General features: G+C 73.1%; 19 protein-coding genes and 2 pseudogenes. 10 read left to right on the top strand and 11 right to left on the bottom strand.

The window, feature by feature from the left end; translation table 11 throughout:
• Positions 1-92: 92 nt before the first annotated feature.
• On the top strand, positions 93-1,244 hold the full coding sequence (locus AB0K02_RS16325; protein ID WP_365993098.1) for a hypothetical protein: 1,152 nt from the start codon (positions 93-95) through the stop codon (positions 1,242-1,244).
• 78 nt (positions 1,245-1,322) lie between these two features.
• Entirely contained in the window at positions 1,323-2,330 is a 1,008-nt protein-coding gene (locus AB0K02_RS16320) for a zinc-binding alcohol dehydrogenase family protein (protein WP_365993097.1), read from the top strand.
• A gap of 28 nt (positions 2,331-2,358) precedes the next feature.
• On the opposite strand, the gene AB0K02_RS16315 is transcribed toward AB0K02_RS16320, so the two are convergent.
• The 3 genes and pseudogenes from AB0K02_RS16315 to AB0K02_RS16305 form a co-directional block, all read right to left on the bottom strand.
• The gene (locus AB0K02_RS16315) at positions 2,359-2,892 is read right to left on the bottom strand and encodes an O-acetyl-ADP-ribose deacetylase (RefSeq protein WP_365993096.1); all 534 of its coding nucleotides are present in this window, start codon (positions 2,890-2,892) and stop codon (positions 2,359-2,361) included.
• A 44-nt stretch (positions 2,893-2,936) separates the two neighbouring features.
• Positions 2,937-3,206: pseudogene (locus AB0K02_RS16310) on the bottom strand (hypothetical protein); the annotation flags it as partial.
• A 2-nt stretch (positions 3,207-3,208) separates the two neighbouring features.
• Positions 3,209-3,766: pseudogene (locus AB0K02_RS16305) on the bottom strand (NAD(P)-binding protein); the annotation flags it as partial.
• Between the two features lie 260 nt (positions 3,767-4,026).
• Between AB0K02_RS16305 and AB0K02_RS16300 the strand changes: the two are divergent.
• Genes AB0K02_RS16300 through sbnA form a run of 5 tightly spaced genes read left to right on the top strand, consistent with a single transcriptional unit; the run spans position 4,027 to position 12,821 of the window.
• Complete coding sequence (locus AB0K02_RS16300) at positions 4,027-6,561, top strand: Pls/PosA family non-ribosomal peptide synthetase (RefSeq protein ID WP_365993095.1); 2,535 nt, start codon at positions 4,027-4,029, stop codon at positions 6,559-6,561.
• Positions 6,561-9,647 carry an amino acid adenylation domain-containing protein gene (locus tag AB0K02_RS16295; protein WP_365993094.1) on the top strand — a complete coding sequence of 1,029 codons (3,087 nt, stop codon included), beginning with the start codon at positions 6,561-6,563 and terminating at the stop codon, positions 9,645-9,647. The genes AB0K02_RS16300 and AB0K02_RS16295 overlap by 1 nt, the downstream gene beginning before the upstream one ends.
• Positions 9,648-9,670: 23 nt before the next feature.
• Positions 9,671-10,663, top strand: a complete 993-nt coding sequence (locus tag AB0K02_RS16290; protein WP_365993093.1) for a TauD/TfdA family dioxygenase — start codon at positions 9,671-9,673, stop codon at positions 10,661-10,663.
• Entirely contained in the window at positions 10,660-11,745 is a 1,086-nt protein-coding gene (sbnB, locus tag AB0K02_RS16285) for a 2,3-diaminopropionate biosynthesis protein SbnB (protein WP_365993092.1), read from the top strand. The genes AB0K02_RS16290 and sbnB overlap by 4 nt, the downstream gene beginning before the upstream one ends.
• A 56-nt stretch (positions 11,746-11,801) precedes the next feature.
• Complete coding sequence (gene sbnA, locus AB0K02_RS16280; protein ID WP_365993091.1) at positions 11,802-12,821, top strand: 2,3-diaminopropionate biosynthesis protein SbnA; 1,020 nt, start codon at positions 11,802-11,804, stop codon at positions 12,819-12,821.
• A gap of 668 nt (positions 12,822-13,489) precedes the next feature.
• On the opposite strand, the gene AB0K02_RS16275 is transcribed toward sbnA, so the two are convergent.
• From AB0K02_RS16275 to AB0K02_RS16260, 4 genes are all read right to left on the bottom strand, one after another.
• Positions 13,490-14,230 (bottom strand): anti-sigma factor, encoded by a 741-nt coding sequence (locus tag AB0K02_RS16275; protein ID WP_365993090.1) that lies wholly within the window; start codon positions 14,228-14,230, stop codon positions 13,490-13,492.
• Entirely contained in the window at positions 14,227-14,823 is a 597-nt protein-coding gene (sigK, locus tag AB0K02_RS16270; RefSeq protein ID WP_365993089.1) for an ECF RNA polymerase sigma factor SigK, read from the bottom strand. The genes AB0K02_RS16275 and sigK overlap by 4 nt, the downstream gene beginning before the upstream one ends.
• An 866-nt stretch (positions 14,824-15,689) precedes the next feature.
• Positions 15,690-16,217 (bottom strand): O-acetyl-ADP-ribose deacetylase, encoded by a 528-nt coding sequence (locus AB0K02_RS16265; protein ID WP_365993088.1) that lies wholly within the window; start codon positions 16,215-16,217, stop codon positions 15,690-15,692.
• A gap of 44 nt (positions 16,218-16,261) precedes the next feature.
• Positions 16,262-17,677, bottom strand: coding sequence for an NAD(P)/FAD-dependent oxidoreductase (locus AB0K02_RS16260; protein WP_365993087.1), 1,416 nt, complete (start codon positions 17,675-17,677; stop codon positions 16,262-16,264).
• Between the two features lie 87 nt (positions 17,678-17,764).
• Here AB0K02_RS16260 and AB0K02_RS16255 point away from each other — a divergent pair, with 87 nt between their 5' ends.
• Entirely contained in the window at positions 17,765-18,559 is a 795-nt protein-coding gene (locus AB0K02_RS16255; protein WP_365993086.1) for a nucleotidyltransferase domain-containing protein, read from the top strand.
• Between the two features lie 22 nt (positions 18,560-18,581).
• Here AB0K02_RS16255 and AB0K02_RS16250 read toward each other — a convergent pair whose 3' ends face one another.
• From AB0K02_RS16250 to AB0K02_RS16235, 4 genes are all read right to left on the bottom strand, one after another.
• Complete coding sequence (locus tag AB0K02_RS16250) at positions 18,582-19,400, bottom strand: inositol monophosphatase family protein (protein ID WP_365993085.1); 819 nt, start codon at positions 19,398-19,400, stop codon at positions 18,582-18,584.
• 107 nt (positions 19,401-19,507) lie between these two features.
• Complete coding sequence (locus tag AB0K02_RS16245) at positions 19,508-20,164, bottom strand: M15 family metallopeptidase (RefSeq protein ID WP_365993084.1); 657 nt, start codon at positions 20,162-20,164, stop codon at positions 19,508-19,510.
• A 44-nt stretch (positions 20,165-20,208) separates the two neighbouring features.
• Positions 20,209-20,826, bottom strand: a complete 618-nt coding sequence (locus AB0K02_RS16240; RefSeq protein ID WP_365993083.1) for a TetR family transcriptional regulator — start codon at positions 20,824-20,826, stop codon at positions 20,209-20,211.
• A 34-nt stretch (positions 20,827-20,860) separates the two neighbouring features.
• The gene (locus tag AB0K02_RS16235) at positions 20,861-22,294 is read right to left on the bottom strand and encodes an amidase (RefSeq protein WP_365993082.1); all 1,434 of its coding nucleotides are present in this window, start codon (positions 22,292-22,294) and stop codon (positions 20,861-20,863) included.
• Positions 22,295-22,349: 55 nt separating this feature from the next.
• On the opposite strand from AB0K02_RS16235, the gene AB0K02_RS16230 reads away from it, so the two are divergent.
• Together AB0K02_RS16230 and AB0K02_RS16225 are read left to right on the top strand one after the other, a co-directional pair.
• Positions 22,350-23,141 carry an SDR family NAD(P)-dependent oxidoreductase gene (locus AB0K02_RS16230; RefSeq protein WP_365993081.1) on the top strand — a complete coding sequence of 264 codons (792 nt, stop codon included), beginning with the start codon at positions 22,350-22,352 and terminating at the stop codon, positions 23,139-23,141.
• A 207-nt stretch (positions 23,142-23,348) separates the two neighbouring features.
• On the top strand, positions 23,349-23,582 hold a 234-nt coding region (locus tag AB0K02_RS16225; protein WP_365993080.1), incomplete at its 3' end, for a hypothetical protein.

The raw sequence follows: 23,582 nt of genomic DNA, 5'->3' as shown, positions 1-23,582 counted from the left end.
GCGTCGTCACGTCATCGGTCGCCACGCGCTCCACAGGCGCATACCGGCATAATCTGGTGGTATCCACCATCCACGATTGCCTGGGGGTAATCATGGAACTCGGCTTCCTCAAACCGCTCTTCGCCAGGCCAGGCCCATGGGCTTCCGTCTACATCGAGACCACGCGTGCGACCGAGGACGCACAGAAGGTGCAGCAGCTCCGCGAGCGCGCCGTCGCCTCCCAGCTCATCGAGGCGGGCGCCGACGCCTACACCGTCAGGGCGGTCATGGACCGGCTCGCCCATGAGCCCGTCTCCGGCGCACCGCCCGGACGGGCCCTGTTCGCCGCGGGCGCGGAGGTCGTGCTCGACACTCCGCTCTCGGTGCCGCCGGCCGGCATTCCGGCGACGTGGTCGATCCTGCCCCACGTCGCTCCCCTCGCGGACCTGCGGGGCGACCGGCCGGCGTGCCTGGTCGCGTACATCGACCGTACGGGCGCCGATCTCGAGCTGCGCGACGCACACCACCGCGAGGCCCTGGGCCAGGCGAACGGCAGGGAGTGGCAGGGCCGCGGGCACCGCAGCATTCCCGCGGACCGGTACGAGTGGCACTACCGGAACAAGGTCGAGAACAGCTGGAACGAGACCGCCGACATCATCGCCCGCGAACTCGCGCGCAGGCTGCCCGAGAGTGACGCCGAACTCATCGTCCTGACCGGCGATCCCCGCGAGCGCAGGGCCGTCTTCAACAAGCTCCCCGAGCGTGTCCAGGCCGTCACCGTCGAGGCCGGCAACGGCAGCAGGTCGCCGGGCGCCTCCACGAGCGTGCTGGACCGGCAGATCGCCGAGGCGTGCGAGACGTTCGCGCGCAACCGGCTCGAGAACGCGCTCGACCGCTTCCGTGTCGGACGGGGCAGGCCCGGCGAGCACCGTGAGGCCGCCGCCGTCGACACCGGGCCCGGAGAGGCCGCCGAAGGCATGCCCGCCGTCGTGGACGCGGTGCGCAAGCACCAGGTGGCGACCCTGCTCCTCACGCAGGACGCGTCCGACGCGGGCCGCGAGGTGTGGATCGGCCCCGGCGTGGACCAGGTCGCGGTGCAGCGCGGCCAGGCGCAGGCGATGGGTGTCGCCAAGCCCGAACGGGCGCGCGCGGACGACGCGCTGCTGCGCTCCGCCGCCGCGTCGGGCGGCGAGGTCCTGATGGTCCCCGAGGGCATGCACGGCCCGGCCGGCGGGCTGGGGGCGGTGCTGCGCTGGAGCATGTGAGCGAACCGCCGGGCCGGTCCCTCACCGGTCCGGTACCGGACACGTGACGGAAGCGGCAGGACGAGGATGGCTCCCCCGGTGCCCGCAGTGACATCGGCCTGGGCGGTCGAGTCACCGGGGCCGGTCGCGTCGGGCCCGCTGCGGTGGCTGGAGCGCCCGACGCCAGAGCCCGGACCGGGCCGGCTCCTGCTGCGGGTACGCGCCTGCGGGGTGTGCCGGACCGACCTGCACCTGGCCGAGGGCGACCTGCCGCCGCGCAGGCCGCGTTGCACACCGGGCCACGAGGTCGTGGGCGAGGTCGTCGTCGCCGGGCCCGGTGTCACCGGCCTGCGGGAGGGCGACCGGCTGGGCGCGGCGTGGCTCGCGGGGACCTGCGGGCGGTGCCGTCACTGCCGCGCCGGGCGGGAGAACCTGTGCCCCGGCTCCCGCTACACCGGCTGGGACATCGACGGCGGTTTCGCCGACCACATCGTGGTGGACGCGCCGTTCACCTACCGCCTGCCGGAAGGGTGGCGTGACGAGGAGGCCGCACCGCTGCTGTGCGCGGGCATCATCGGCTACCGCGCCCTGCGCCTGGCGGAGCTGCCGCCCGGCGGCCGGCTCGGGATCTACGGCTTCGGGGCGTCCGCGCACCTGACCGCCCAGCTCGCCGTCGCCGGGGGTGCCACGGTCCACGTGGTCACCCGGTCGGCGCGGGCGCAGCGTCTGGCGCGGGAGCTGGGAGCGGCCTCCGCGGGAGCGGGCGACCCGCCCGAGCCGCTGGACTCCGCGATCCTGTTCGCCCCGGCCGGGGGCCTGGTGCCGGTGGCGCTGGCGGCGCTGGACCGCGGCGGCACCCTCGCGATCGCCGGTATCCACCTGAGCGAGGTCCCGCCGCTGGACTACGACGCGCACCTGTTCCAGGAACGCACGGTGCGCAGCGTCACCGCCAACACGCGCGAGGACGGCCGCGCCTTCCTTGCCGAAGCGGCGCGGCTGCGGCCCTCGGTGCGGGTCACGCGCTACCCCCTGCGGCAGGCCGACCGTGCCCTGTCGGACCTGGCGGCGGGACGGATCACCGGGGTGGCCGTGCTCATGGCGCCATGACCCGCACGCACGGCCGGGGCCGGCGACGTCAGCGCTCCGCGGCCAGAGCCGCCTGGAAATGGGCGTACGCGTCCTCGTCGAAGAGCACGAAGCGCACTTCGGCGACCGGCGGCACGGCGGCCTCGCAGACCGTGCGGAGGGCGATGCGGGCGCCGTCGTCCATGGGCCAGCCGTAGACGCCGGTGGAGATGGCGGGAAAGGCCACGGTCCGCGCACCCAACTCGGCCGCCACGCGCAGTGATTCGCGGTAGCAGGAGGCCAGCAGCGCCGACCGGTCCTCCTCGCGGGACCAGACCGGACCGACGGTGTGGATGACATGGGCGGCGTGCAGCCGGCCGGCCGTGGTCGCGACGGCGGCGCCGGTGGGCAGGCCCTTGCCGTAGTGGGACGCGCGCAGGGCGCGGCACTCGGCGAGGATCTCCGGGCCGCCCCTGCGGTGGATGGCGCCGTCGACTCCGCCTCCGCCCAGCAGCGAGGAGTTGGCGGCGTTGACGATGGCATCGGCGTGCTGCTCGGTGATGTCACCGCGTACGAGGGTGATGTCCGGGACGACCTGTGTCATGCGCTCATGATGCACACTCGGCACGGCGGACGCCGCAGGCCGCGTCAGCGCCGGCGCAGCCGCCGCCAGACCGCCTTCGCCGCGTGGTGCCCCGACATGCCGTGCACCCCCGGCCCCGGCGGGGTCGCCGACGAGCACAGGAACACGGCGGGGTGCGCGGTGGCGTACGGGACGCGGGCCAGCTTGGGGCGGAGCACGGTCTGGAGGCCGGCGAACGCTCCGCAGGCGATGTCGCCGCCCACGTAGTTCGCGTTGCGCGCGGCCAGTTGGGGCGGGCCGGCGACGGCGCGGGCGAGCACCAGGTCGCGGAAGCCGACTCCATCGTGAACGCGGGGATGCCGTAACGGAGCAGGCCGCCTATGCGGTCCGCGCGTTCGCAGACCGCCACGGTGTGGCCGGCGCGGGTCAGCTGTTGCGCCGCCGCCTGGCCGGCCGGCCCGGAGCCCCCGACCGCGACCGATGAGCCGATGAGCCGCTCCGGCGGGAGCGGGGACACGAGCCCCCGTTCCCACGCCTGGTCGGCGATCGTCTGCTCGACGTTCTTGATCGTCACCGGTTCCGAGTTGATCGCGAGGACGCACGCGGCCTCGCGGGGTGCCGGGCAGAGCCGGCCGGTGAACTCCGGAAAATTGTCGGTGGCGTGCAGCCGCTCGCCGGCGGCGCCCCAGTCGCTGTGGGCCGCGTACACGTTCCACTCCGGTATGAGGTTCCCCAGCGGGCAGCCGTTGCGGCAGAACGGGATGCCGCAGTCCATGCAGCGCCCTGCCTGCAGCAAGACCACTGGCAGCAGGGTCTGGCCCGCGTGAACCTCGTGCCAGTCTCCGAGCCGTTCCTCGGAAGGACGCGCGGCCACGGGCCGGCGGGGAGTCGTCAGGAAACCGAAGGGGTCGGTCCGGTCGCCCTCTGCGGTGCCGAGTGGAGTTGAACAGGGCGTTCTCGCCAGCCTACGCCTCCGGTCCACGCGAGACGCGGCCGGAGGCGCGGGTCCGGCCACTCAATGAGACGGTTGCTCACCAGGTGAGAAGTTCCGCTGTGAGTCCATACGTCCTCCCGGCGGCGACGAATAAGGATCAGGTGAGGCCTTCAGCGCTGAAGGCGCGGGCCGCCGACCGGACACAGCCCAAGGGAGCGCTCATGAGGGGAAAGTCCCTCGAAGTGTTGGCCACCGGACCCGCGGATCCTGCTCGCCCGCACGACGAGGCACCGGTTCCCGCCACGGGCGTACAGGAGACGTTCGCCCTGCTGCTCGCGGACGTCGCGCAGGTCGCCGAAGTGCCGCCCGACAGCCACTTCTTCGACGACCTGGGCGCGGACTCCCTGGTCATGGCCCACTTCTGTGCCCGCGTCAGAAAGCGCCCGGACCTGCCGTCGGTGTCCATGCGGGACGTCTACCGCCACCCCACGGTCAGAGATCTGGCAGCAGCGCTCGCACAGTCCGACCCGGCCCCGGCCGCTCCGGTGCCCGAGGCCCGCCCGCCGACACCGGCGGCCGCCCCGCTCGGCAGACCCCACTACGTGCTGTGCGGAGTGCTGCAGGCCGCAAGCTTCGTCGGCTATGCCTTCCTCGTCGCGTTCGTCGGCGCGGCGGGATACGACTGGATCACCGCCGGGACGCACCTCCTCGACGCCTATCTGCGGTCGGTGGTGTTCGGCGCCGTGACACTGCTCGTCGTATGCGCCCTGCCCGTACTCGCGAAGTGGCTGCTCATCGGCCGGTGGAAGCCCGGGAGGGTCAGCGTCTGGAGCCTGGCGTACATCCGCTTCTGGCTGGTCAAGACACTCGTCAGGTCGAACCCGCTGGTCCTGTTCGCCGGTTCGCCGCTGTTCGTTCTCTATCTCAAGGCGCTCGGCGCGCGGATCGGGCGGGGCGTGACGATCCTCTCCCGCAACGTGCCCGTCTGCACCGATCTGCTGGCCGTCGGTGACGGCACGGTCATCCGCAAGGATGTCCTGATCAGCTGTTACCGCGCCCACGACGGCGCGATCGAGACCGGGCCGGTCACCCTCGGCCGGGACGTGGTCGTCAGCGAGGCCACGGTGCTCGACATCGACACCTCAATGGGCGACCGGGCGCAGCTCGGCCATGCGTCCTCACTGCACGCGGGCCAGGCGGTACCTGACGGCGGGCACTGGCACGGATCGCCGGCGCAGCCCGGCGGCGCCGACTTCCTGGCCGTCGAGCCAGCCCGGTGCGGCGCGGTGCGCCGGGCGGTGCACAGTGTGCTGCTGCTGCTCACGGCGCTCCTGGTGTACGTACCGCTGACGGTGGGCTGCCTGGACGTGCTGCTCTCCCGGGCCCCGGAGTTCACCACCGTGCTGGAGCCGGGATCGGCTGCCCTCGGGGAATGGGTGTTCTACGCCGACCTGCTGGCGTTCACCGCCGTGGTCTTCTTCGGCGGCGTGCCGCTCACCCTGTTCATACTGGCCACCGTCCCGCGCCTGCTGAGCCTGCTGGTGAGACCGGGTCGGGTGTACCCGCTGTACGGCTTCCACCACGCGGTGCACCGGGCGACCTTCCTGCTCACCAACAGACGCTTCCTGACCCGCCTGTTCGGCGACAGCAGCTGCATCGCGCACTATCTGCGCGGCATCGGCTACGACCTGTCCCGGCTGGAGCAGACCGGTTCGAACTTCGGAACCGCCGTGAAGCACGAGAGCCCCTCGGCCAGTGCCGTCGGCAGCGGCACCATGGTCGCGGACGGGCTCTCGATCATGAACGCCGACTACTCGAGCACCTCCTTCCGGCTGGCCCCGACCTCGATAGGAGCGCGCAATTTCCTCGGGAACCGGATCGCGTACCCGTCGCGCGGCCGGACGGGCGACAACTGTCTGCTGGCGACCAAGGTCATGGTTCCCGTCGACGGACCGCTCCGTGAGAACACCGGCCTCCTCGGCTCCCCATGCTTCGAGATCCCCCGTTCGGTACTGCGGGACAGCACCTTCGACGACCTGAAGAGTGGTGCCGAACTGCGCAGCGGCCTCCGGGCCAAGAACCGCCACAACGCCGTCACCATGGCGTTGTTCCTGATCACGGGATGGCTGTACTTCTTCTGCGTCACGGTCCTTTACGCGGGGGCAGCCGATCTGTACGCGCAGTGGGGCGTGGTGGCACTCGCGCTCGCCAACGCCCTCCTGCTGCCGTTCACCGTCCTGTACCACGTTCTCGTCGAACGCGCGGTCAGCGCCGTGTACCGGCCGGAGCCGCTGTTCTGCTCGATCTACGAACTCGGCTTCTGGCGGCGCGAGCGGTACTGGAAGGTCCCCTCGGAGACGTACGTGCGGATCTTCAACGGCACGCCGTTCAAGAGCGTCGTGTGGCGGATGCTCGGCGTCCGTATCGGCAGCAGGGTGTTCGACGACGGCTGCAGCCTGACCGAACGGCCCATGGTCGCCATCGGGGACGGCTGCACGCTGGCCGCGGGGAGCGTCGTCCAGTGCCACTCGCAGGAGGACGGCACCTTCAAGTCGGACCGCGTCACGATCGGTTCCGGCTGCACCCTCGGCGTCGGTGCCTTCGTCCACTACGGCGTGACGGTCGGAGACGGCGCCCTGCTGGAGGCCGACTCCTTCCTGATGAAGGGCGAGACGATCCCCGCACATGCCCGGTGGGCGGGCAACCCGGCCCGGCCGGCCGGTCCGGAACAGGACGGCAGCGGAGGTGCGTTCTGATGGCGTCAGCGGTGACCTACGGCCCGGCCTCCGGGCACGACACCCACTCCACCGGCGCGTTCACGGCCCTGCCCCGATGGGTCACGACGCCGGTGCCCGGCACGGCCGAGCACACAACGGCCCTCCCCCGCCCTCTGACGGCAGGGCTGCGAAGCCGGGCGGAAGCGCTCGGGGTCCCGCTCACCGCGGTGCTCCTGGCCGCGCACGTGAAGGTGCTTGCCGCACTGTCAGGCGACGGTGTCGTCCGCACCGGCTACCTCGGGCCGTCGGGTGCCTGGCCGCTGCCCTGTCGGCTGACGGTCGAACCCGGCCCCTGGCGTCAGGTGGTGGTGGACGCCCACCGGACCGAGGCGCGGCTTCTGGCGTCACGTCATACATGGGAGGACCGAGGCCCCTGGCCGGAGGTCGTCTTCGCCCCGGCCGGCGCCGGCCCGGTCGTACCGGAGGACGTCGTGCTGAGCGTGACGGCGGTACGGCAGGACGACGACCCGGTTTCTCTGCGACTGCGCTACCGGACCGACGTGCTCGACGCCGGCTGCGCCGCCCGTATAGGCGGTTACCACCGCGCGGCCCTCGAACAGATCGCAGCCGACCCGGACGCCCCGCACCAGCGGCAGAGCCTGCTGTCCGCAGAGGAACTGCATTTCCAGATCGACGAACTCGCCGGGCCGAGCCGCGAGTTGCCCGACCGCCGCCTCCATGAACTCTTCGAGGAACGGGTCCGCCGGCATCCCGACGCCGTCGCGGCGGTGCACGGCGACCGGCGATGGACTTACCGGGAACTCAACGTACGGGCCAACCGGCTGGCGCGCGGGTTGCTGGCGGGCGGCCTGCGCCCCGAGGACATCGTCGCGGTGGTGACCGAACGCGACCTGAACTGGATGGCCGGTGTGCTGGGCGTCCTCAAGGCCGGTGGCGCCTACCTGCCGATCGACCCGCAGTACCCGCCCGGGCGCATCGCCACCATGCTCGGCCGGGCCCGGTGCGAGACCGTGCTCACCGAACCGGGCAGCACCGCCAACCTGGACCGGGCCGTCTCCTCGCTGCCCGGAACGCGCAGGCTCCTCGTCCCCACGCTCGCCGAGAGCGACATCGACGGAGGCGACCTCGGCCTCCACGTGGCGGCGGACCGGCTCGCATACGTCTGCTTCACCTCCGGCTCCACCGGCGAGCCCAAGGGTGCGATGTGCGAGCACGCCGGCATGCTCAACCACCTCTACGCGAAGATCGACGACCTGGGGATCGGCGAGGGGCAGGTCGTCGCACAGACGGCTTCGCAGTGCTTCGACATCTCGGTCTGGCAGCTCTTCTCCGCGCTGCTGGTCGGCGGGCGTACGCTGCTGGTGGGGCAGGAGGCGATCCTCGACGCCGACCGGTTCCTGGACACGATCGCCGACGGCCGGGTCGAGGTGCTGCAGCTCGTACCCTCGTACCTCGACGTCGTCCTGTCCGCCCTCGAACGCAGCCCGCGCGACCTGCCGGACCTGAAGTGCGTCTCGGTCACCGGGGAGGCCCTGAAGCGGGAACTCGTCCAGCGCTGGTTCACTGCCGGCCCCGGAACCCGCCTCGTCAACGCCTACGGACTGACGGAGACCTCGGACGACACCAACCACGAAGTGATGAACGAAGTGCCGGCCGGCGGGAGCATCCCCCTCGGCCGGCCCGTCAACAACGTGCACATCTACGTCGTCGACGACAACCTGTCACCGGTTCCGCTCGGCGCCCCCGGAGCCATCGTGTTCTCCGGCGTCTGCGTCGGGCGCGGCTACGTCAACGACCCCGAACGCACCCGGTCCGTCTATCTTGCCGATCCGCACCGCCCCGGCAGACGGCTCTACCGGGGCGGTGACTTCGGCCGCTGGCTGCCCGACGGGAAGCTGGAGTTCCTCGGCCGCAAGGACGCCCAGGTCAAGATCCGTGGGTTCCGTATCGAGACCGGTGAGATCGAGAACGCCCTGCTGCGCCTGCCGGACGTGCGCGACGGCGCCGTGGTGGTCACCGGCCCGGAGGGACACGACAGGCAACTGGTCGCCTTCTGCACCAGCCCGCGACCGCTGGCGGCTGAGGACCTGCGTGAGCGGCTGAGCGAACTGTTGCCCGAGTACATGGTCCCGGCCGCCTTCCACCAGCGCGAGAGCCTGCCGCTCACGGCGAACGGCAAGATCGACAAGAAGGCGCTGGCCGCGCTCGCCGAGGAACTCGGCACCACCACGGACGTCTTCGCGGCACCGGGAACGCCGACGGAAAGGCGATTGGCAGCGGCGTGGGCAGCGGTCCTCGGCGTTGCGCCGGAGCGGATCGGCCGGCGCGAGAACTTCTTCGACCTGGGCGGCACGTCTCTGTCGGCCGTGCGGCTCGCGATCTCGCTGGATCGCGTGATCTCCCTTCGCGACCTCGCCCGCTGCCCGGTGCTGAGCGATCTGGCCGACCTCGTCGACTCCCGTACCGGCGGCCGGCGTCGGAGCACGTCCGCAGCGCTGCGGACGCTCACGGTGCCGGACGGCCCGGCGGCAGGCGCCCTGGTCTGCTTCCCCGACACCGGCCGCGACGCGGCGGACTTCCGGCCGCTCGCCGACGCGCTGCGCGACAGCGGCCTGAGCGTGTACGCCGCCGCGACCACGGCCTCCGGCGCCGCGCCCCCGACCGTCCTCCACCTCGCGACGGAGATCGACCGTCTCGGCCCGGCGGGAGTGCTGCTGTGGGGAGACGGCGTGGGCGCGGCGACAGCCGTGGACACGGCCCGGGTGCTGGAGCAGCGATGTGTGCCCGTGCGGAGAGTGTTCGCCGCCGCACCGGACGGCCACCCTGGCCTCCACGGCACCGTGTCGCCGCTGCCCACCGAGCGGCTCGCCACGCCCCTGACCCTGCTCGTCCGCGCCGGCGAGCCCGGATCCGGGGCCGCCCACGCACCTGAGACCCCCGACGGCGCGCACGGCACGCGGTGGCCACTCGGTGACCGGCAGCTCCTGGCCGGGCGCGTCGACCTGTGGAACGTACCCGGCGGGGGAGGCCACTTCCTGCGCACCCGCCCGGCCGAGGCGGCCGAGGCCGTGGTCCGTGCGGCCATGTCACCGGCCGACACCTGATTCACGTACGAGAGGAGACCGACATGCTGTCCGCACTGTTCCGCAAGCAGGGGGCGCCCACCGAGCCGGCGACCCTGCAGGTCGGCAGCACCACCGACGTGGAGGCCTGGGCGGCCGATCAGCGGGACACTCTGCACGGCCTCGTCGCCGAGCACGGCGCGCTCATGGTCCAGGGCCTCGGGCTGCGCACCGCGGCCGACGTCGCGGCCGTCCTGCGGCAGGTGGCCACCCGTCCGGCGATCGAGCGGGAGGCCTTCGCCGCCCGTGAGAGCTACGCAGAAGGCGTCTACTCGTCGTCGGCGTGGCCGGCCGGCCAGACGATGTGCATGCACCACGAACTGAGCTACGCGGACGAGTTCCCGGGCCTGCTGCTGTTCGCCTGCCTCCGCCCGCCCACCGAGGGCGGGGCCACCGCGGTGGCCGACTCGGCCGCCGTGCTGGAGGCTCTGCCCACCGGACTGGTCGAGCGCTTCGAAAGGGAGGGCTGGCTGCTCACCCGCACCTACAACGACGAGATCGGCGCCACGCTCACCCAGGCGTTCGGCACCGACGACCGCCGTGCCGTCGAGGCGTACTGCCGTGCCAACGACGTGGAATGGGCCTGGCAGACGGACGGCTCCCTGCGCACCCGGCAGCACCGCGGCGCCGTCGTGCACCATCCGGTCACCGGCCGCCGCTGCTGGTTCAACCAGATCGCCTTCCTGAACGAGTGGACGATGGCTCCCGAGGTGCGGGAGTTCCTCATCGAGGAGTACGGCCCCGACAGCCTGCCCTTCAACACCCGCTTCGGCAACGGCGATCCCGTCCCCCAAGACGTCGTCGAGCAGATCAACAAGGTCTACGAGGCACACACCCTGCGCCGGCCGTGGCAGGCAGGCGACCTGATGCTCGTCGACAACATCCGTACCGCGCACAGCAGGGAGGCCTATGCAGGCCCGAGGGACGTGGTGGTGGCGATGGCGGACCCGGTGCGCCGGACCGGACCCGCACCCCGGACCGGGAGGGCAGCGGCATGACCACGGTGAACCACTCCTTCCTCGAAGAAGTCACCCATGGGGACGCCCGCTCGGACGCCCGTACCGTGCCGCCCTTCGCGGTCGTCCCGGGCGAGCAGGTCAAGAGCGTGCTGGAGGGCCGGGAGAAGGCGGTCGTGGACGTGGTCGAGGCGACGTACCGCCTGCACGGCGCCGGTCGCACGGTCAACCCGCCGTCGTCCTTCCTGCGGTTCCCCGACCGTCCGTCGTCGCGGATCATCGCGCTGCCCGCCTCGCTCGGCGGCCGGGCGCGGGTGGACGGACTCAAGTGGATCTCCAGCTTCCCGGAGAACGTGTCATCGGGGATCCCGCGGGCCTCGGCGGTCCTGATACTCAACGACCACGACACCGGCTATCCGTTCGCCTGCATGGAGAGCTCGATCATCAGCGCCGCCCGGACGGCCGCGTCCGCCGCGTCGGCGGCCGACTGGCTCAGCAGGGGACGGCCGCGCCCCGCCCGCCTCGGGTTCGTCGGCGCCGGTCTGATAGCCCGCTACATCCACGCCTACCTGGCAGGCACCGGCTGGTCGTTCGGCGAGATCGGTGTGCACGACGTGTCCCCGGCCAGCGCGGCGGACTTCCGCCTCTACCTGGAGCAGTCGGGAGCCACCGGCCGGGTCACCGTGCACCGCGGCGCCGAGGAACTGGTCCGCTGCAGCGATCTGGTGGTCTTCGCCACCGTCGCCACCCGGCCGCACATCAGTGACCCCTCTTGGTTCCGCCACAACCCGGTGGTGCTGCACGTGTCACTGCGCGACCTCGAACCGCAGGTCCTGCTGTCCGCCACCAATGTCGTCGACGACATCAACCACTGCCTCAGGGCCGCCACCTCACCCCATCTCACCGAGCAGCTCACCGGCAGCCGGGCCTTCCTGCACGGCACGCTGGACGACGTGATGGCCGGCCGGGTGACGGTGCCGGCGGACCGGCCCGCGGTGTTCTCCCCGTTCGGGCTCGGAATTCTCGATCTGGCGGTCGGCCGCTATGTCTACGACGAGGTGGTCAAGTCCGGCGGACTGCAGGTCATCGACAACTTCTTCCACGAACTGCGCCGGTACGGATGAGACGGCACGCCGTCGCGCCGCCCGGCCGGTGATGCACCGCAGACGAGGAGACCATCGTGCCCGTCATATCCGTTCCCCACGAATTCAACGAGGAGGATCTGTACGTCGACCTGCGGCCGATGCTCGGACAGCCCTTGTTCCTCAAGTGCGAGGGATTCAACTTCGCCGGTTCGATCAAACTGAAGGCCGCGACCGAGATGGTGGAATCCGCCGAGCGGAGAGGGACCCTCACCCGGGACTCGATCCTGGTCGAGTCCTCCTCGGGCAATCTCGGCGTGGCTCTCAGCATGATCGCCGCGAGCAAGGGCTACCGCTTCGTCTGCGTGACGGACTCCCGCTGCAACCTGGCCACCAGGCTGATGATGGAAGCACTGGGCAGCAAGGTCCACGTGGTCTCCGAGGGGACCGTCGACGGTGGTCTGCTCGGCGCACGGCTCGCGTTCGTGCGTGACCTGTGCGCCGCGGATCCTCACTGCGTGTGGCTGAGCCAGTACACCAACGCCGACAACTGGAAGGCCCACTACTACCGGACCGCACCCGCCATCGCCCGCCGATTCCCGCACCTGGACGTGCTGTTCATCGGAGTCGGTACCACCGGAACCCTGATGGGCTGCGCCCGCTGGTTCCGCAAGTGGCACCGGCCGGTGCGCATCGTGGCGGTGGACAGCGTCGGCTCCGCCGTCTTCGGCGACCCGCCCGGGCGCCGGATGATTCCCGGTCTCGGCATGAGCGTCCGCCCGCCGCTGCTCGACGAGGCGTACGTGGACGAGGCGGTGCGCGTGGAGGAGGCGGACACCATCCGCACCTGCCGCGGCCTGGCCATGCGCGGCTTCGTCTTCGGCGGCTCCACCGGCACGGTGGTCAGCGGTGCGAAGGACTGGCTCGACCGGCACGACACCCGCGGGCTCACTCCGGTGGCGATCGCCCCGGACATGGGTGAGCGGTACCTCGACACCATCTACCAGTCCAACTGGGTGCAGGGCCTCTACGGCGAGGACGTCCTCCTTCCGGAACCGCCGCCGGAAGGGGGCGGCCGGGCAGGCAGAACAGGCGCGTCCAAGGGCATGGTCTTCTGACGTACCGTCACCTGAGCTCTCTCTCCGGCGACTTGCGTGATGGCGTCGCACCGCTCGCAGCTCGCCGCTCACCGCCTCGGTGCCGGGGCGGCGGTGAGAGCGCATGGGCGGCGCTGCGCAGGGCGGTGGACCGGGACGGCTACCGGGTCGCCATGTCGGCCTGCGGCTGCTCCTGGGCCCCTACTTGGGGGGCGACCCGCCGGACGTGCCGCTTGTGCGAGCGCCGTGCCCCCAGTGCCGGGGCCCGCACGGCCGCCCCGTGGTCCGGGAGGCCGCTCCGCACTTCTCCGTTCTCCGTCTCCCGCACACCGGGCTACTGGCTCCTCGCCTGCGCGGTCACCGAGGTCGGCGCCGACGTGGAAAAGGCGCCTTCTGCGCCGTCGTCGAGGAGATGTCCGCGGTGTTGGACGTGCGGGAGGCCGCCGAGTTCGCGGCCCGCCCGCCGGCGGCGTTCGCCCGGGCATGGACCCACGAGGAGGCGTATCTGAACGGACGCGGTACCGGACTCGGACGCGACCTTCAGGCCGACCACCTCGGCACGTCGCCACACGCACCGGCCCGGATACCGGGCTGGTCGGTCAGCGGCGTTTCCGTGCCCGCGGGCCATGGGGCAGCCGTCGACGTACGGGCGGCGACCGGAGCGCCGTCGAACGCGACGCGGGTGGCGATCATGCGGTTACGCGGATGCAGGCCATCGGGTCGGTGGTGGGCTGCGCAGACCCGCCGGCGGGTTCGACGGTGATGCAGACGGCGGTGGCCTCCTTGAGCGGCCCTTCGAGGATGCGAGACTGGCGGCCGCCTGCGGCGGGCAGCAAACCGGCGGGCCGGTACCGGCCGGACTCGACGTACCACAGTTCGTAGACCTTGTCCTCTGTGAGCGACGGCAGGCCGGAGGCGATCAAAGCGGCCCGGCCCTGGGACCGCGAGGCGATCACACTCGCAGTGCCGCCGTCGGACAGGTCCTCGGCCCTGATAGTCCCGTCCGGCGCGGCCAGTACGTCGGCGAGCGCGGCCGTGCCGGAGCGCACCTCCGCGAGCTGCAGGCGCGCGATGTCGGCCCCCGAGTGCTGCCACGCCGCCACACCTCCCAGGGCCACTGCTGCCGCGAGGCACACGGCCACCGCGAGCCGCAGGCGCTGCTGCGGCAGGCGGGGCCGTCGCAGCGCTCCGGGGGAAGGCCCCTCCGGACGGACGCAGGCGATCTCCGCCAGCACGCGGCGGCGCAGGTCCGCCGGCGGCGTGAGCGACTCGGCCGCGCCCAGCAGGGCGGTGGTGGGCGTCAGTCGGTCGGCCTCCCGGCGGCAGGACGCACAGCAGGCCAAGTGGTTCTCGAAAGCCGCCTCCTCGGCGTGCGGCAGGGCGTGCAGCACGTAGGCGCCGACGGCGAGATGTGGGTCGTCGATGTTCATGAGCCCACCTCCAGACACGCGCGCAAGCTCTGCAGCCCCTGTCGCATCCGTGACTTGATCGTTCCTGCCGGCGCGGCCAGGGCATCGGCCACTTCCGCGTACGTCAGGCCCTGGTAGAACGCGAGCATCAGCGGTACCCGCTGGGCGTCCTCCAGCTTGGCCAGGCAGCGGAAGACCACCCGCTGCTCCTCGCGGCCCTCCACCGCTTCGGCGACCACGTCGAAGGGCGGCTCGTGCTCCAGCACGCCCGAGCGCAGCTCGCGCGCCCTGCCGGCGGCGACGGAACGCACCCGGTCCACCGCCCGGCGGTGCGCCAGGGTGAGCACCCAGCTCCGGGCGGCTCCCCGCTCGGGACGGAAGCGGTCCGCGGTGCGCCACACCTCGATCATGACGTCCTGAGTCACCTCTTCCGCCTGCGCCTCGTCCCGCAGCACGCGGCAGGCCAGTCCCATCACCGACGGCGCGAGTGCGTCGTAGACGCCGGCGAAGGCCTGCTGATCACCCTCGGCCGCCCGGGTGAGCAGCCCGTCCACCCGGTCGTCGTCCGGGGACCGCCCCGCGGGGTGCCCGGCGTCACCGCGTGTGTCCGGCATCAGTTCCTCAATCCATTGCCGCTCCTCGACTCGGCTCGACCTCACATCGTCGGCGCTCTTTGCGCACCCGGCCGAGAGCCATCCGCCTGACATATTCACCTCCCTGCCGCAGACGGCCGCCGGACGGTGCCGCTCCCCGGCGAACCTGTGCCGGACCGTTCAGGTGCACGGCCGAGTGCGCGGTCCTCACTACCGGCATGGGCACCACGATCAGCGGGCCGCCCAGCTGCCGCCCCAGAACCGGGTCCCGGCCGGCGAGAACGGCGCCACGTGGCCGGGCCGCACTCGCGGGTGTCCTCGATACGGTCTGCGGCCGCGACGTCGAGGTCCCCGCCCAGGCCGGTCGGCGTGCAACGGCTGCGCCCGTGCCGCACCGTGTCGGTGACCGGCCCGGACACGATGAGCACCGGGTCGCCGCGCCGATCGGGCGACATGTCCCCCCCAGAGCCATCGCGTCGTGACGTGCCGGGCGACATCCGGCGTGTGCGTTGCGAACGGCAGGGCGACGCACCGGCGCGACGAGGACCCGGAGGAGGAGCCAGGCATCATGGGCCCTCCAGACGGCAGACGGCGCGAACCAGGGCAACGCCCTCACTGGTTATTCGAAGCTGCGGCCCCCGCGGATCGCAGTGATCAGCGACTGGGGCGACATTCGGGACAACGGTTCGCCGGCGCCGTCGCGCGCGTCCTGACCGGCCATGCTCAGGCCATGGCCTCAGACGGGAGTCGAGGGTGTCGACATCAGGGACGAACCAGACGTGGTCGGCCCGGCTCGATTTCGTGGGCAAGGGCGCGCAGGGCGGAACTGGCCTCCAGGTGCCGGAAGATGTCGCCGATGTCAGGCAAGGTGGGATCTCCGCCGCGGACTACGAGGAGCGAATCCGCTCCGCGAACGCCCGGTACGCCTCCTCGTCGAAGAGGACGAACCTGACCTCCTCGACATGGGTATTCGCGTCCCGCACCGCCTCTACGGCGATGCGCGCGGCGTCCGCCATCGGCCACCCGTAGGCACCGGTCGAGATTGCCGGGAAGGCGACGGTGCGCGCCCCTAGCTGGTCGGCGACCTTCAGGGCCTCGCGGTGGCAGGAGGCCAGCAGCGCCGACCGGTCCTCCTCGCGGGACCAGACCGGACCGACGGTGTGGATGACATGGGCGGCGTGCAGCCGGCCGGCCGTGGTCGCGACGGCGGCGCCGGTGGGCAGGCCCTTGCCGTAGTGGGACGCGCGCAGGGCGCGGCACTCGGCGAGGATCTCCGGGCCGCCCCTGCGGTGGATGGCGCCGTCGACTCCGCCTCCGCCTAGCAGCGAGGAGTTGGCGGCGTTGACGATGGCATCGGCGTGCTGCTCGGTGATGTCACCGCGTACGAGGGTGATGTCCGGGACGACCTGTGTCATGCGCTCATGATGCACACTCGGCACGGCGGACGCCGCAGGCCGCGTCAGCGCCGGCGCAGCCGCCGCCAGACCGCCTTCGCCGCGTGGTGCCCCGACATGCCGTGCACCCCCGGCCCCGGCGGGGTCGCCGACGAGCACAGGAACACGGCGGGGTGCGCGGTGGCGTACGGGACGCGGGCCAGCTTGGGGCGGAGCACGGTCTGGAGGCCGGCGAACGCTCCGCAGGCGATGTCGCCGCCCACGTAGTTCGCGTTGCGCGCGGCCAGTTGGGGCGGGCCGGCGACGGCGCGGGCGAGCACCAGGTCGCGGAAGCCGGGCGCGAAGCGGTCCAGCTGCCGCTCGACGGCCTCTGTCGCGTCCCCCTCCCAGCCGGCCGGCACATGGCCGTACGCCCACAGGACGTGGCGGCCCTCGGGGGCCCGGGTCGGGTCGATCAGGCTGGGCTGGGCGGTGATCAGGAACGGGGCCCGGGGGTCGCGCCCCTCGACGGCCCGCCGCAGGGCGTCGTCGATCTCGCCCGCGGTCGGCCCGATGTGCACCGTCCCGGCCGCGCGGGCCTCCTTCGCGGTCCACGGCACCGGGCCGGAGAGCGCGTAATCGATCTTGAACGCGGAGGCGCCGTACCGGTAGCGCCAGTACGCGTGACCCAGTCCGGCGATCCGGGCGAGTGCGGTCGGCGAGGTGTCGAAGACGTACGCGCGGGCGGGCGGCAGCTCGTCCAGACGCCTGACCTCGGCGCCGGTGTGGATGGTGCCGCCGAGCTCCCGCAGGTAGGAGGCGAGGGCGTCGGAGATGGCCTGGGAGCCGCCCCGGGGCACCGGCCAGCCGACCGCGTGCGCGGCCAGCGCGAACATCAGGGCGATGCCGCCGGTGGCGACGCCGCTCGTGGGCGCGATCGCGTGCGCCGCGAGCCCGGCGAGCAGCGCCCGCCCCTTCTCGCCCCGGAAGCGGCGGGCGAGCCAGGTGGCGGGCCGGATCGCGTCCAGTCCGAAGCGGGCGAAGCGGTACGGGGCGCGGGGCAGGCCGTCCCAGGGCGTGCGCAGGAAGTCGGCCGCGAGGTCGTCCCAGTGCCCCAGGTACGGAGCGACCAGGCGGCGGTAGGCGCCCGCGTCGGCGGCGCCGAGGGACATGGCGCTCTCACCGACCGAGCGGCTGAGGACCGCGGCCGAGCCGTCGGGGAAGGGGTGCGCGAGGGGCAGCTCGGGGTGCAGCCACTCCAGGCCGTGCCGGGCGAGCGGCATCCCGGCGAACGCGGGCGAACCGATGCCGAGCGGGTGCACGGCGGAGCAGGGGTCGTGGCGGAAGCCGGGGAGGGTCAGCTCCTCGGTGCGCGCGCCGCCGCCCACGCTGTCCAGGGCCTCGAACACAGCGACGGACAGGCCGCGGCGGGCCAGTTCGACCGCGGCTGTCAGTCCGTTGGGGCCCGCCCCCACGACGACGGCATCGAGCATCGACGGCACCTTCGGACTCCTTTGTCAGCCGACGCCATGAGGACCCAGGATATTCCGGAGCACCGACAGCGGGGCCCCGGGTACCGTTCCCTCCCGATGCAGACCACGATCGAGACGATGGCCCGGCGGCTCACGGCCGTTGCCGGTGTCCGTGCGGTGGCGCTCGGCGGCAGCCGGGCGCGCGGCGCCCATTGGCCGGACTCCGACTGGGACCTGGGGGTCTACTACCGCGGCGAGCCCGATGTCGCGGCCCTCGCGGCGCTCGCGTCCGAACTGACCGGTGCGCCGGTGGAGATCGCCGGGCCCGGCGGCTGGGGGCCGTGGGTGGACGGCAGCGCCTGGCTCACCGTGGAGGGGGCCACGATGGACTGGATCCTTCGCGACCTGGACCGGGTGCGGCGCGTATGGGCGGACTGCCGCGCCGGCCGCTGGGAGACGGGTGCGCAGCCGGGGCATCCCCTGGGCTTCTGGTCGCCCGCCTACGCCGGCGAGGTGGCGCTGTGCCGCGTACTGTCCGATCCGACGGGCGAGTTGGCGGAGCTGCGGGAGCAGACGGCGACGTACCCGGAGCCGTTGCGCACGGCGCTGGTGGAGGCCGCGTGGGAGGCGGAGTTCTCCGTCGCGGCGGCGCGCAAGTCGGCGGGGTCGGGTGACACGCTGCACGTCTCGCTGTGCCTGTCCCGGGCGTTCGGCGTGCTGGTGCAGTCGCTGCACGCGTATCACCGCGTCTGGTGCCTCAACGAGAAGGGCGCGCTGGCGGCCGCCGCCGCGCTCCCGGGTGTGCCCGGTGACTTCACCGCGCGCGTGTCGGCGGCGCTCGCCGGTCTGGACCCGGCGGCCGTGGAGGCCGCGGGCGAGCTGGTGCGGGAGGTCAGGTCACGGCTGACCTGACCGATCGGCCGGGGCCGGCCGGTCAGATCAGCAGCTCCCGTATGCGCTGTGCGGTCGCCTCGTCACGGGCGGCCGTGAACGGCAGGCTGTTGGCGCCCGTGATGCGGAAGGGCTCGCCGGTGACGGTGAGATGGGCGCCGCCCGCCTCCGTCACCAGCAGCAGCCCGGCCGCGTGGTCCCAGGCGTACTCCCATGAGAAGGCGACGCCGTCGAGGACGCCCCTGGCGACGTCCAGGTACTCGAGACCCGCCGAGCCGCACGGCCTGGCCCGCACCCCGGGGGCCGTGAGTCCGAGCAGCGCCCGCTTCTGCTCGGGGGTCGTGTAGTCCGGGTGCGACATGGCCACGTCGAGCACGGCTCCGGGGGCGGGCGAGCCGGAACGCAGCACCTCGCCGCCCAGCCGGGCGCCCCCGCCGCGCACGGCGACCGCGAGCTCGTCGGGCGCGGGCGCGTACGTCCAGGAGGCGAGGACCTCGCCGCGGTGCGCGAGCGCGACGAGGGTGCAGAAGCCGGGCTCGCCGTGGACGAACTGGCGCGTGCCGTCGACGGGGTCCACGATCCACACCGGCGCGTCGCCGTGCAGCGCCTCGTAGACCGCCGGGTCCGCGTGCACCGCCTCCTCGCCGACGACCACGGAGCCCGGCAGCAGGGTGGTCAGCGAGGCGGTCAGATGCGCCTCGGCGAGCCGGTCGGCGGCGGTGACGAGGTCGTGCGGGCCGTTCTTCTCGACGATCTCGTGCTCGGCGAGCTGCCGGAAGCGCGGCGTGATCTCGGCGGCTGCCGCCTTGCGCAGCGCCTCCTCGACGTCGGAGAGATCACCGGTCAGAAAGTCATCGATCATGCCACCAGCCAACCACGCCCCTCTGACATCGCGGGAGGCGGCCGGTTCCCCGCCCCGTAACCCCGCGTTCCTCCGCGGTTCGGCCCGCCGGGCCCTCACGGGGCCGCTCAGGTGCCGTCGGCGGAGAAGTGCTGGTAGTCGGGCGGCGACCAGTGGCCGCCCCACTGCCAGCCGGCGCTCTCCATGGCGCGCGTGACGGCGTCGCCGGGCACGATCAGCCCCTCGGCGGCCGGGTCGCGCTCCAGGTGGCGGCCGGCGGCGGGCGGGTGGACGGCGCCCGAGCGGTCCACATACGGGTTCTCCAGCGGATTGATGTCAACGGCGTCGCCGTAGGAGTGGCGGGACAGGTGGCCGGCGTCGCCCGTCACCCGGCGGCAGTTGAAGGCGGAGGTGTTGTCGTCCGCCATGGCGCGGGCGTCGCTCCCGTCGTACTCGGCCATCACGCGCATGTGCCGGATCGGGAAGCGTTCGTCGAAGATCTCCCGGAAGACGCGCAGCACGGGGCGGACCACGTCCTGATGGACGATCAGTTCGCCGCGGTGGACGCGACCGTCGAAGCCCCAGTGGTTCATGGTGATCAGCCGCAGCCGCTGCGGCGGCACCGGGCAGCCGGGCCCGTGACTCGCTCCGAGCTTCTCCCTGGGCACGTCCCGCACGGTCGCCGCGAACCGGGGCGGCTCGGCCGCGAGGGCGCGGCCGGGCAGGAGACCGAGCGCCAGCCCCAGGCCCAGGGCGAGCGCGGCGCACCGGCGAGCGATATGCACCCCTTCAGGGTAATTTCGTGGTGTCCGGCCCGCATCAGGCGGCGTCAGCGCACGTGAGGTGGTACGGGCACGCAGTCTCCGCCGCTCGGACCGACCGCGCCCCGCGCCAGCAGCAGCAGCGCGTCGACCAGGTCCTCGGCGGGCCCGCCGGTGGCCAGCCGGCGCAGTTGCAGGCCCATCACCAGGGCGACCGTCGTCGCCGCGTACCGCTCGGCGTCCGGGACGCCGAGACCGGTCAGGATCTGGGCGGCGAGCTTGTCGTACGCGGCGAACGCCTCGGCCGCCGCCTCCCGCAGCCGCTCGTCCCGCCCCGCCTCGACGTACAGCTCGAACGTGGCGATGTGCTCGCTGTCGAAGCCGATGCCACCCGCCACCCGGCCTGCGAGCGCCGCCGCGCCCGCGATGTCGACGCCCTCGCTCCGGCACTGGTCGGCGAGTGCGGTGAAGCGCCGGGTCTCGTCGCGGACGAAGTGCAGCAGGCTCTCCCGCAGCAGGTCGTGCTGGGTCGCGAAGTGGTACGTCACCGAGCCGAGCGAGACCCCGGCCTCCTTGGCGATCCGCCGGTTGGTGACCGCCGCCACCCCGTCCTCGCCGATGATGTGCAGGACGGCCTCGATGATGCGCTGCCGGGTGGCGGCGGAGCGGGGGGCGGCGGTGGACATGGACGCCATTGTCCCATCGGCACGCTTGCGCTGGTCACGGGGTGGGGGTGCCGCCGACGGCCGCCGGCCCGTGCGGCGAGGGCGGCCGCTTCTCGTACCACCGCTGGTCGGCCTCCAGTTGGGCGGCGAGGGAGACGAGCCGTTCCTCGCTGCCCGCGGGACCGAGGAGTTGGGCGCCGACGGGCAGTCCGGCGGAGGTGAAACCGGCGGGCACGTTCACCCCCGGCCAGCCGAGCACGTTCCACGGCCAGGCGTACGGGCACGCCGCCGCGATCCTCACGTCGGTGCGCTGCGCCGACAGTCCGTCGAAGGCCCCGATCCGGGGCGGCGGGACGGCAGTGGTGGGCGTGAGCAGCACATCGAAGCCGTCGAAGAAGGCGCCGATCCTGCGGTGCTGCGCGGCCTCGCGGGCGCGTGCGGCGGGCACGAGAGGGCCGAGGCGGTGGCCGGAGCGGGTCGCGGACCGGGTGCGCGGGTCGAGCAGGGCGGGGTCGGGGTGGCGGTCGGCGTACGCGGCGATGCCGGCCGCCGCGCGGGGCAGGAAGGCGAGCCCGATCAGGCCGTAACGGGGACGGGCCTCCTCGACGTCGTGGCCGAGGCGGGCCAGTGTCTCGGCGAGCGCGGTGACCGCGCGGCGGACCTCGGGGTGGGCACGGGTGCCCGTGAGGGTGAGCGGCGGACGCAGGGCCAGGGCGATGCGCAGCCGTCCCGGGTGCCGGCGGGCCGCCGCCGACGCGTCGACGGCGGCCGGGCGGAAGCGCTCCCGCGGGTGGGCGCCCGCGGCCGCGTCGAGCAGCAGGGCGGCGTCGGCGACGGTCCTGGCGAGCGGGCCGTTGACCGTGAGGCCCTGGAAGCAGTCGTCGTACGGGTGGACGGAGACGCGGCCCCGCTGCGGCTTGATGCCCACGAGATGGGTCCATGCCGCGGGGATGCGGATGGAGCCAGCGCCGTCGGAGCCGAGCGCCGCGGGCACCAGTCCCGCCGCCACGGCCGCCGCCGAGCCGCCCGAGGAACCGCCGGGGGTGTGGCCGGTGGACCACGGGTTGCGGGCGGCGCCGAAGGCCGGGCCCTCGGTGAAGGGCCACTGGCCCAGCTCGCACGTGTTGGTCTTCCCGACGATCACCGCGCCCGCGGCCCGCAGACGGCGCACCGCCTCACCATCCTCCGCGGCGGGCGGGATGTCACCCGCGCAGCCGAAGAACGTGGGCACCGCGGCCACGTCGGTGTCGTCCTTGACCGCGACCGGCACGCCGAGCAGCGGCAGCCTCTCCCCCGCGGCGAGCCTGCGGTCGGAGGCCCGCGCCTCCTCGACGGCGGCCTCGCCGCGCACGGTCCGGAAGGCGTTGAGGGTGCCCTGAGTGGCCTCGATACGGGCGAGCGCACTCGTCACGAGCACCTCGGACGTGGTCTCGCCCGCCGCCAACGCCCTTGCATGCTCGGCCAGTCCGCCGAACGGGTCTGTGGACACGCTGCCCCCGCCTCCTTATTGTTCGTTCGAACGAACAGAACTGGAGGGTAACCAGATGCGGATCACCGGAGCAAGCGTTCTGCTCACCGGCGCCACCGGCGGTATCGGCGGCGCGCTGGCGGCCGAACTCGTCGCCCGCGGGGCGAGGTTGACCGTGAGCGGCAGGCGCGCCGAAGCCTTGCGCCCGCTCGCCGAGCGCCACGGCGCCCGCGCGGTCGTCGCCGATCTGGCCGTACCGGACGACGTGCGCCGCCTCGCCGACGAAGCCGCCGGCACGGATGTCCTGATCGCCAACGCCGCGCTGCCCTCCAGCGGCGATCTGCTCGACTACACCCCCGAGCAGGTCGAGCGCGCCTTCGCCGTGAACCTGCACGCGCCGGCCATGCTGGCCCGCCTGCTCGCCCCCTCGATGGTGGCGGCGGGCCGGGGTCATCTGGCGTTCATCGGCTCCATCTCGGGCAAGGCGGCCACGAAGTCGGCGTCGCTGTACAGCGGCACCAAGTTCGGGCTGCGCGGCTTCGCGCTCGGGCTGCGCCAGGACCTGCACGGCACCGGCGTCGGGGTCTCGGTCGTCCAGCCCGGCTTCGTCCGGGACGCGGGCATGTTCGCCGAGACGGGCGCGAAGCCCCCGGTGGGCATACGGACGGTGTCGCCGCGTCAGGTGGTGGCCGGCGTGGTGCGGGCGGTGGAACGCGACGTCGCCGAGATCAACGTCGCTCCCCTCGAGTTGAGGCTCCTCAGCGCCGTAGCGGGACAGTTCCCCGGTTTCGCGGAACGTCTCCAGCGCGGCGGACCCGGCGAGAAGACGCTGCGCCAGCTGGTCGCGGCTCAGCGCGACCGCCGCTGACACCGGCCGCCCGCGGCTCCACGGTGCCGTAGAAGTCCCCCACCGCGCCCTCTCCCCCGGCCCGGCGTCCGTGGGAGGAACCCCGAGACCGGGGCTTCGCCCCAGACCCGCACCGCGCTCCGCGCAGTGTCCATGACCCCCAACGGCCTGGCGGCGGGGGCTCCGCGAGACTGGGCCGTCACCCCGGGCCCCGCACCGCTCTGCGCAGTGTCCTCGACTCCCTACGGCCCGGCGGCCGTGGGTGTGGGTGCCCCGGCGTGGGACGCCGCGCGTGAGGCGGCCCGCGTCACGGCCGAGCGCGCCAAGGAGGCCGCCGCGGCCGATTCGCGCGCCGAGCCGTCCGCCGCGCGCGCGGCGGACGCGGCGCAGGCCGCGGCCACCGGCGAAGCCAGGGCAAGTGCGCCCGGACGGGCTGGATCTGCCGTCGGCAGATCCAGCCAC

This window comes from Streptomyces sp. NPDC049597, assembly GCF_040675505.1.
In the GTDB taxonomy this organism is placed as follows: Bacteria; Actinomycetota; Actinomycetes; order Streptomycetales; family Streptomycetaceae; genus Streptomyces.
Note: the sequence above shows the minus strand (reverse complement) of the source record. Positions and strands in the feature narration are given on the sequence as shown.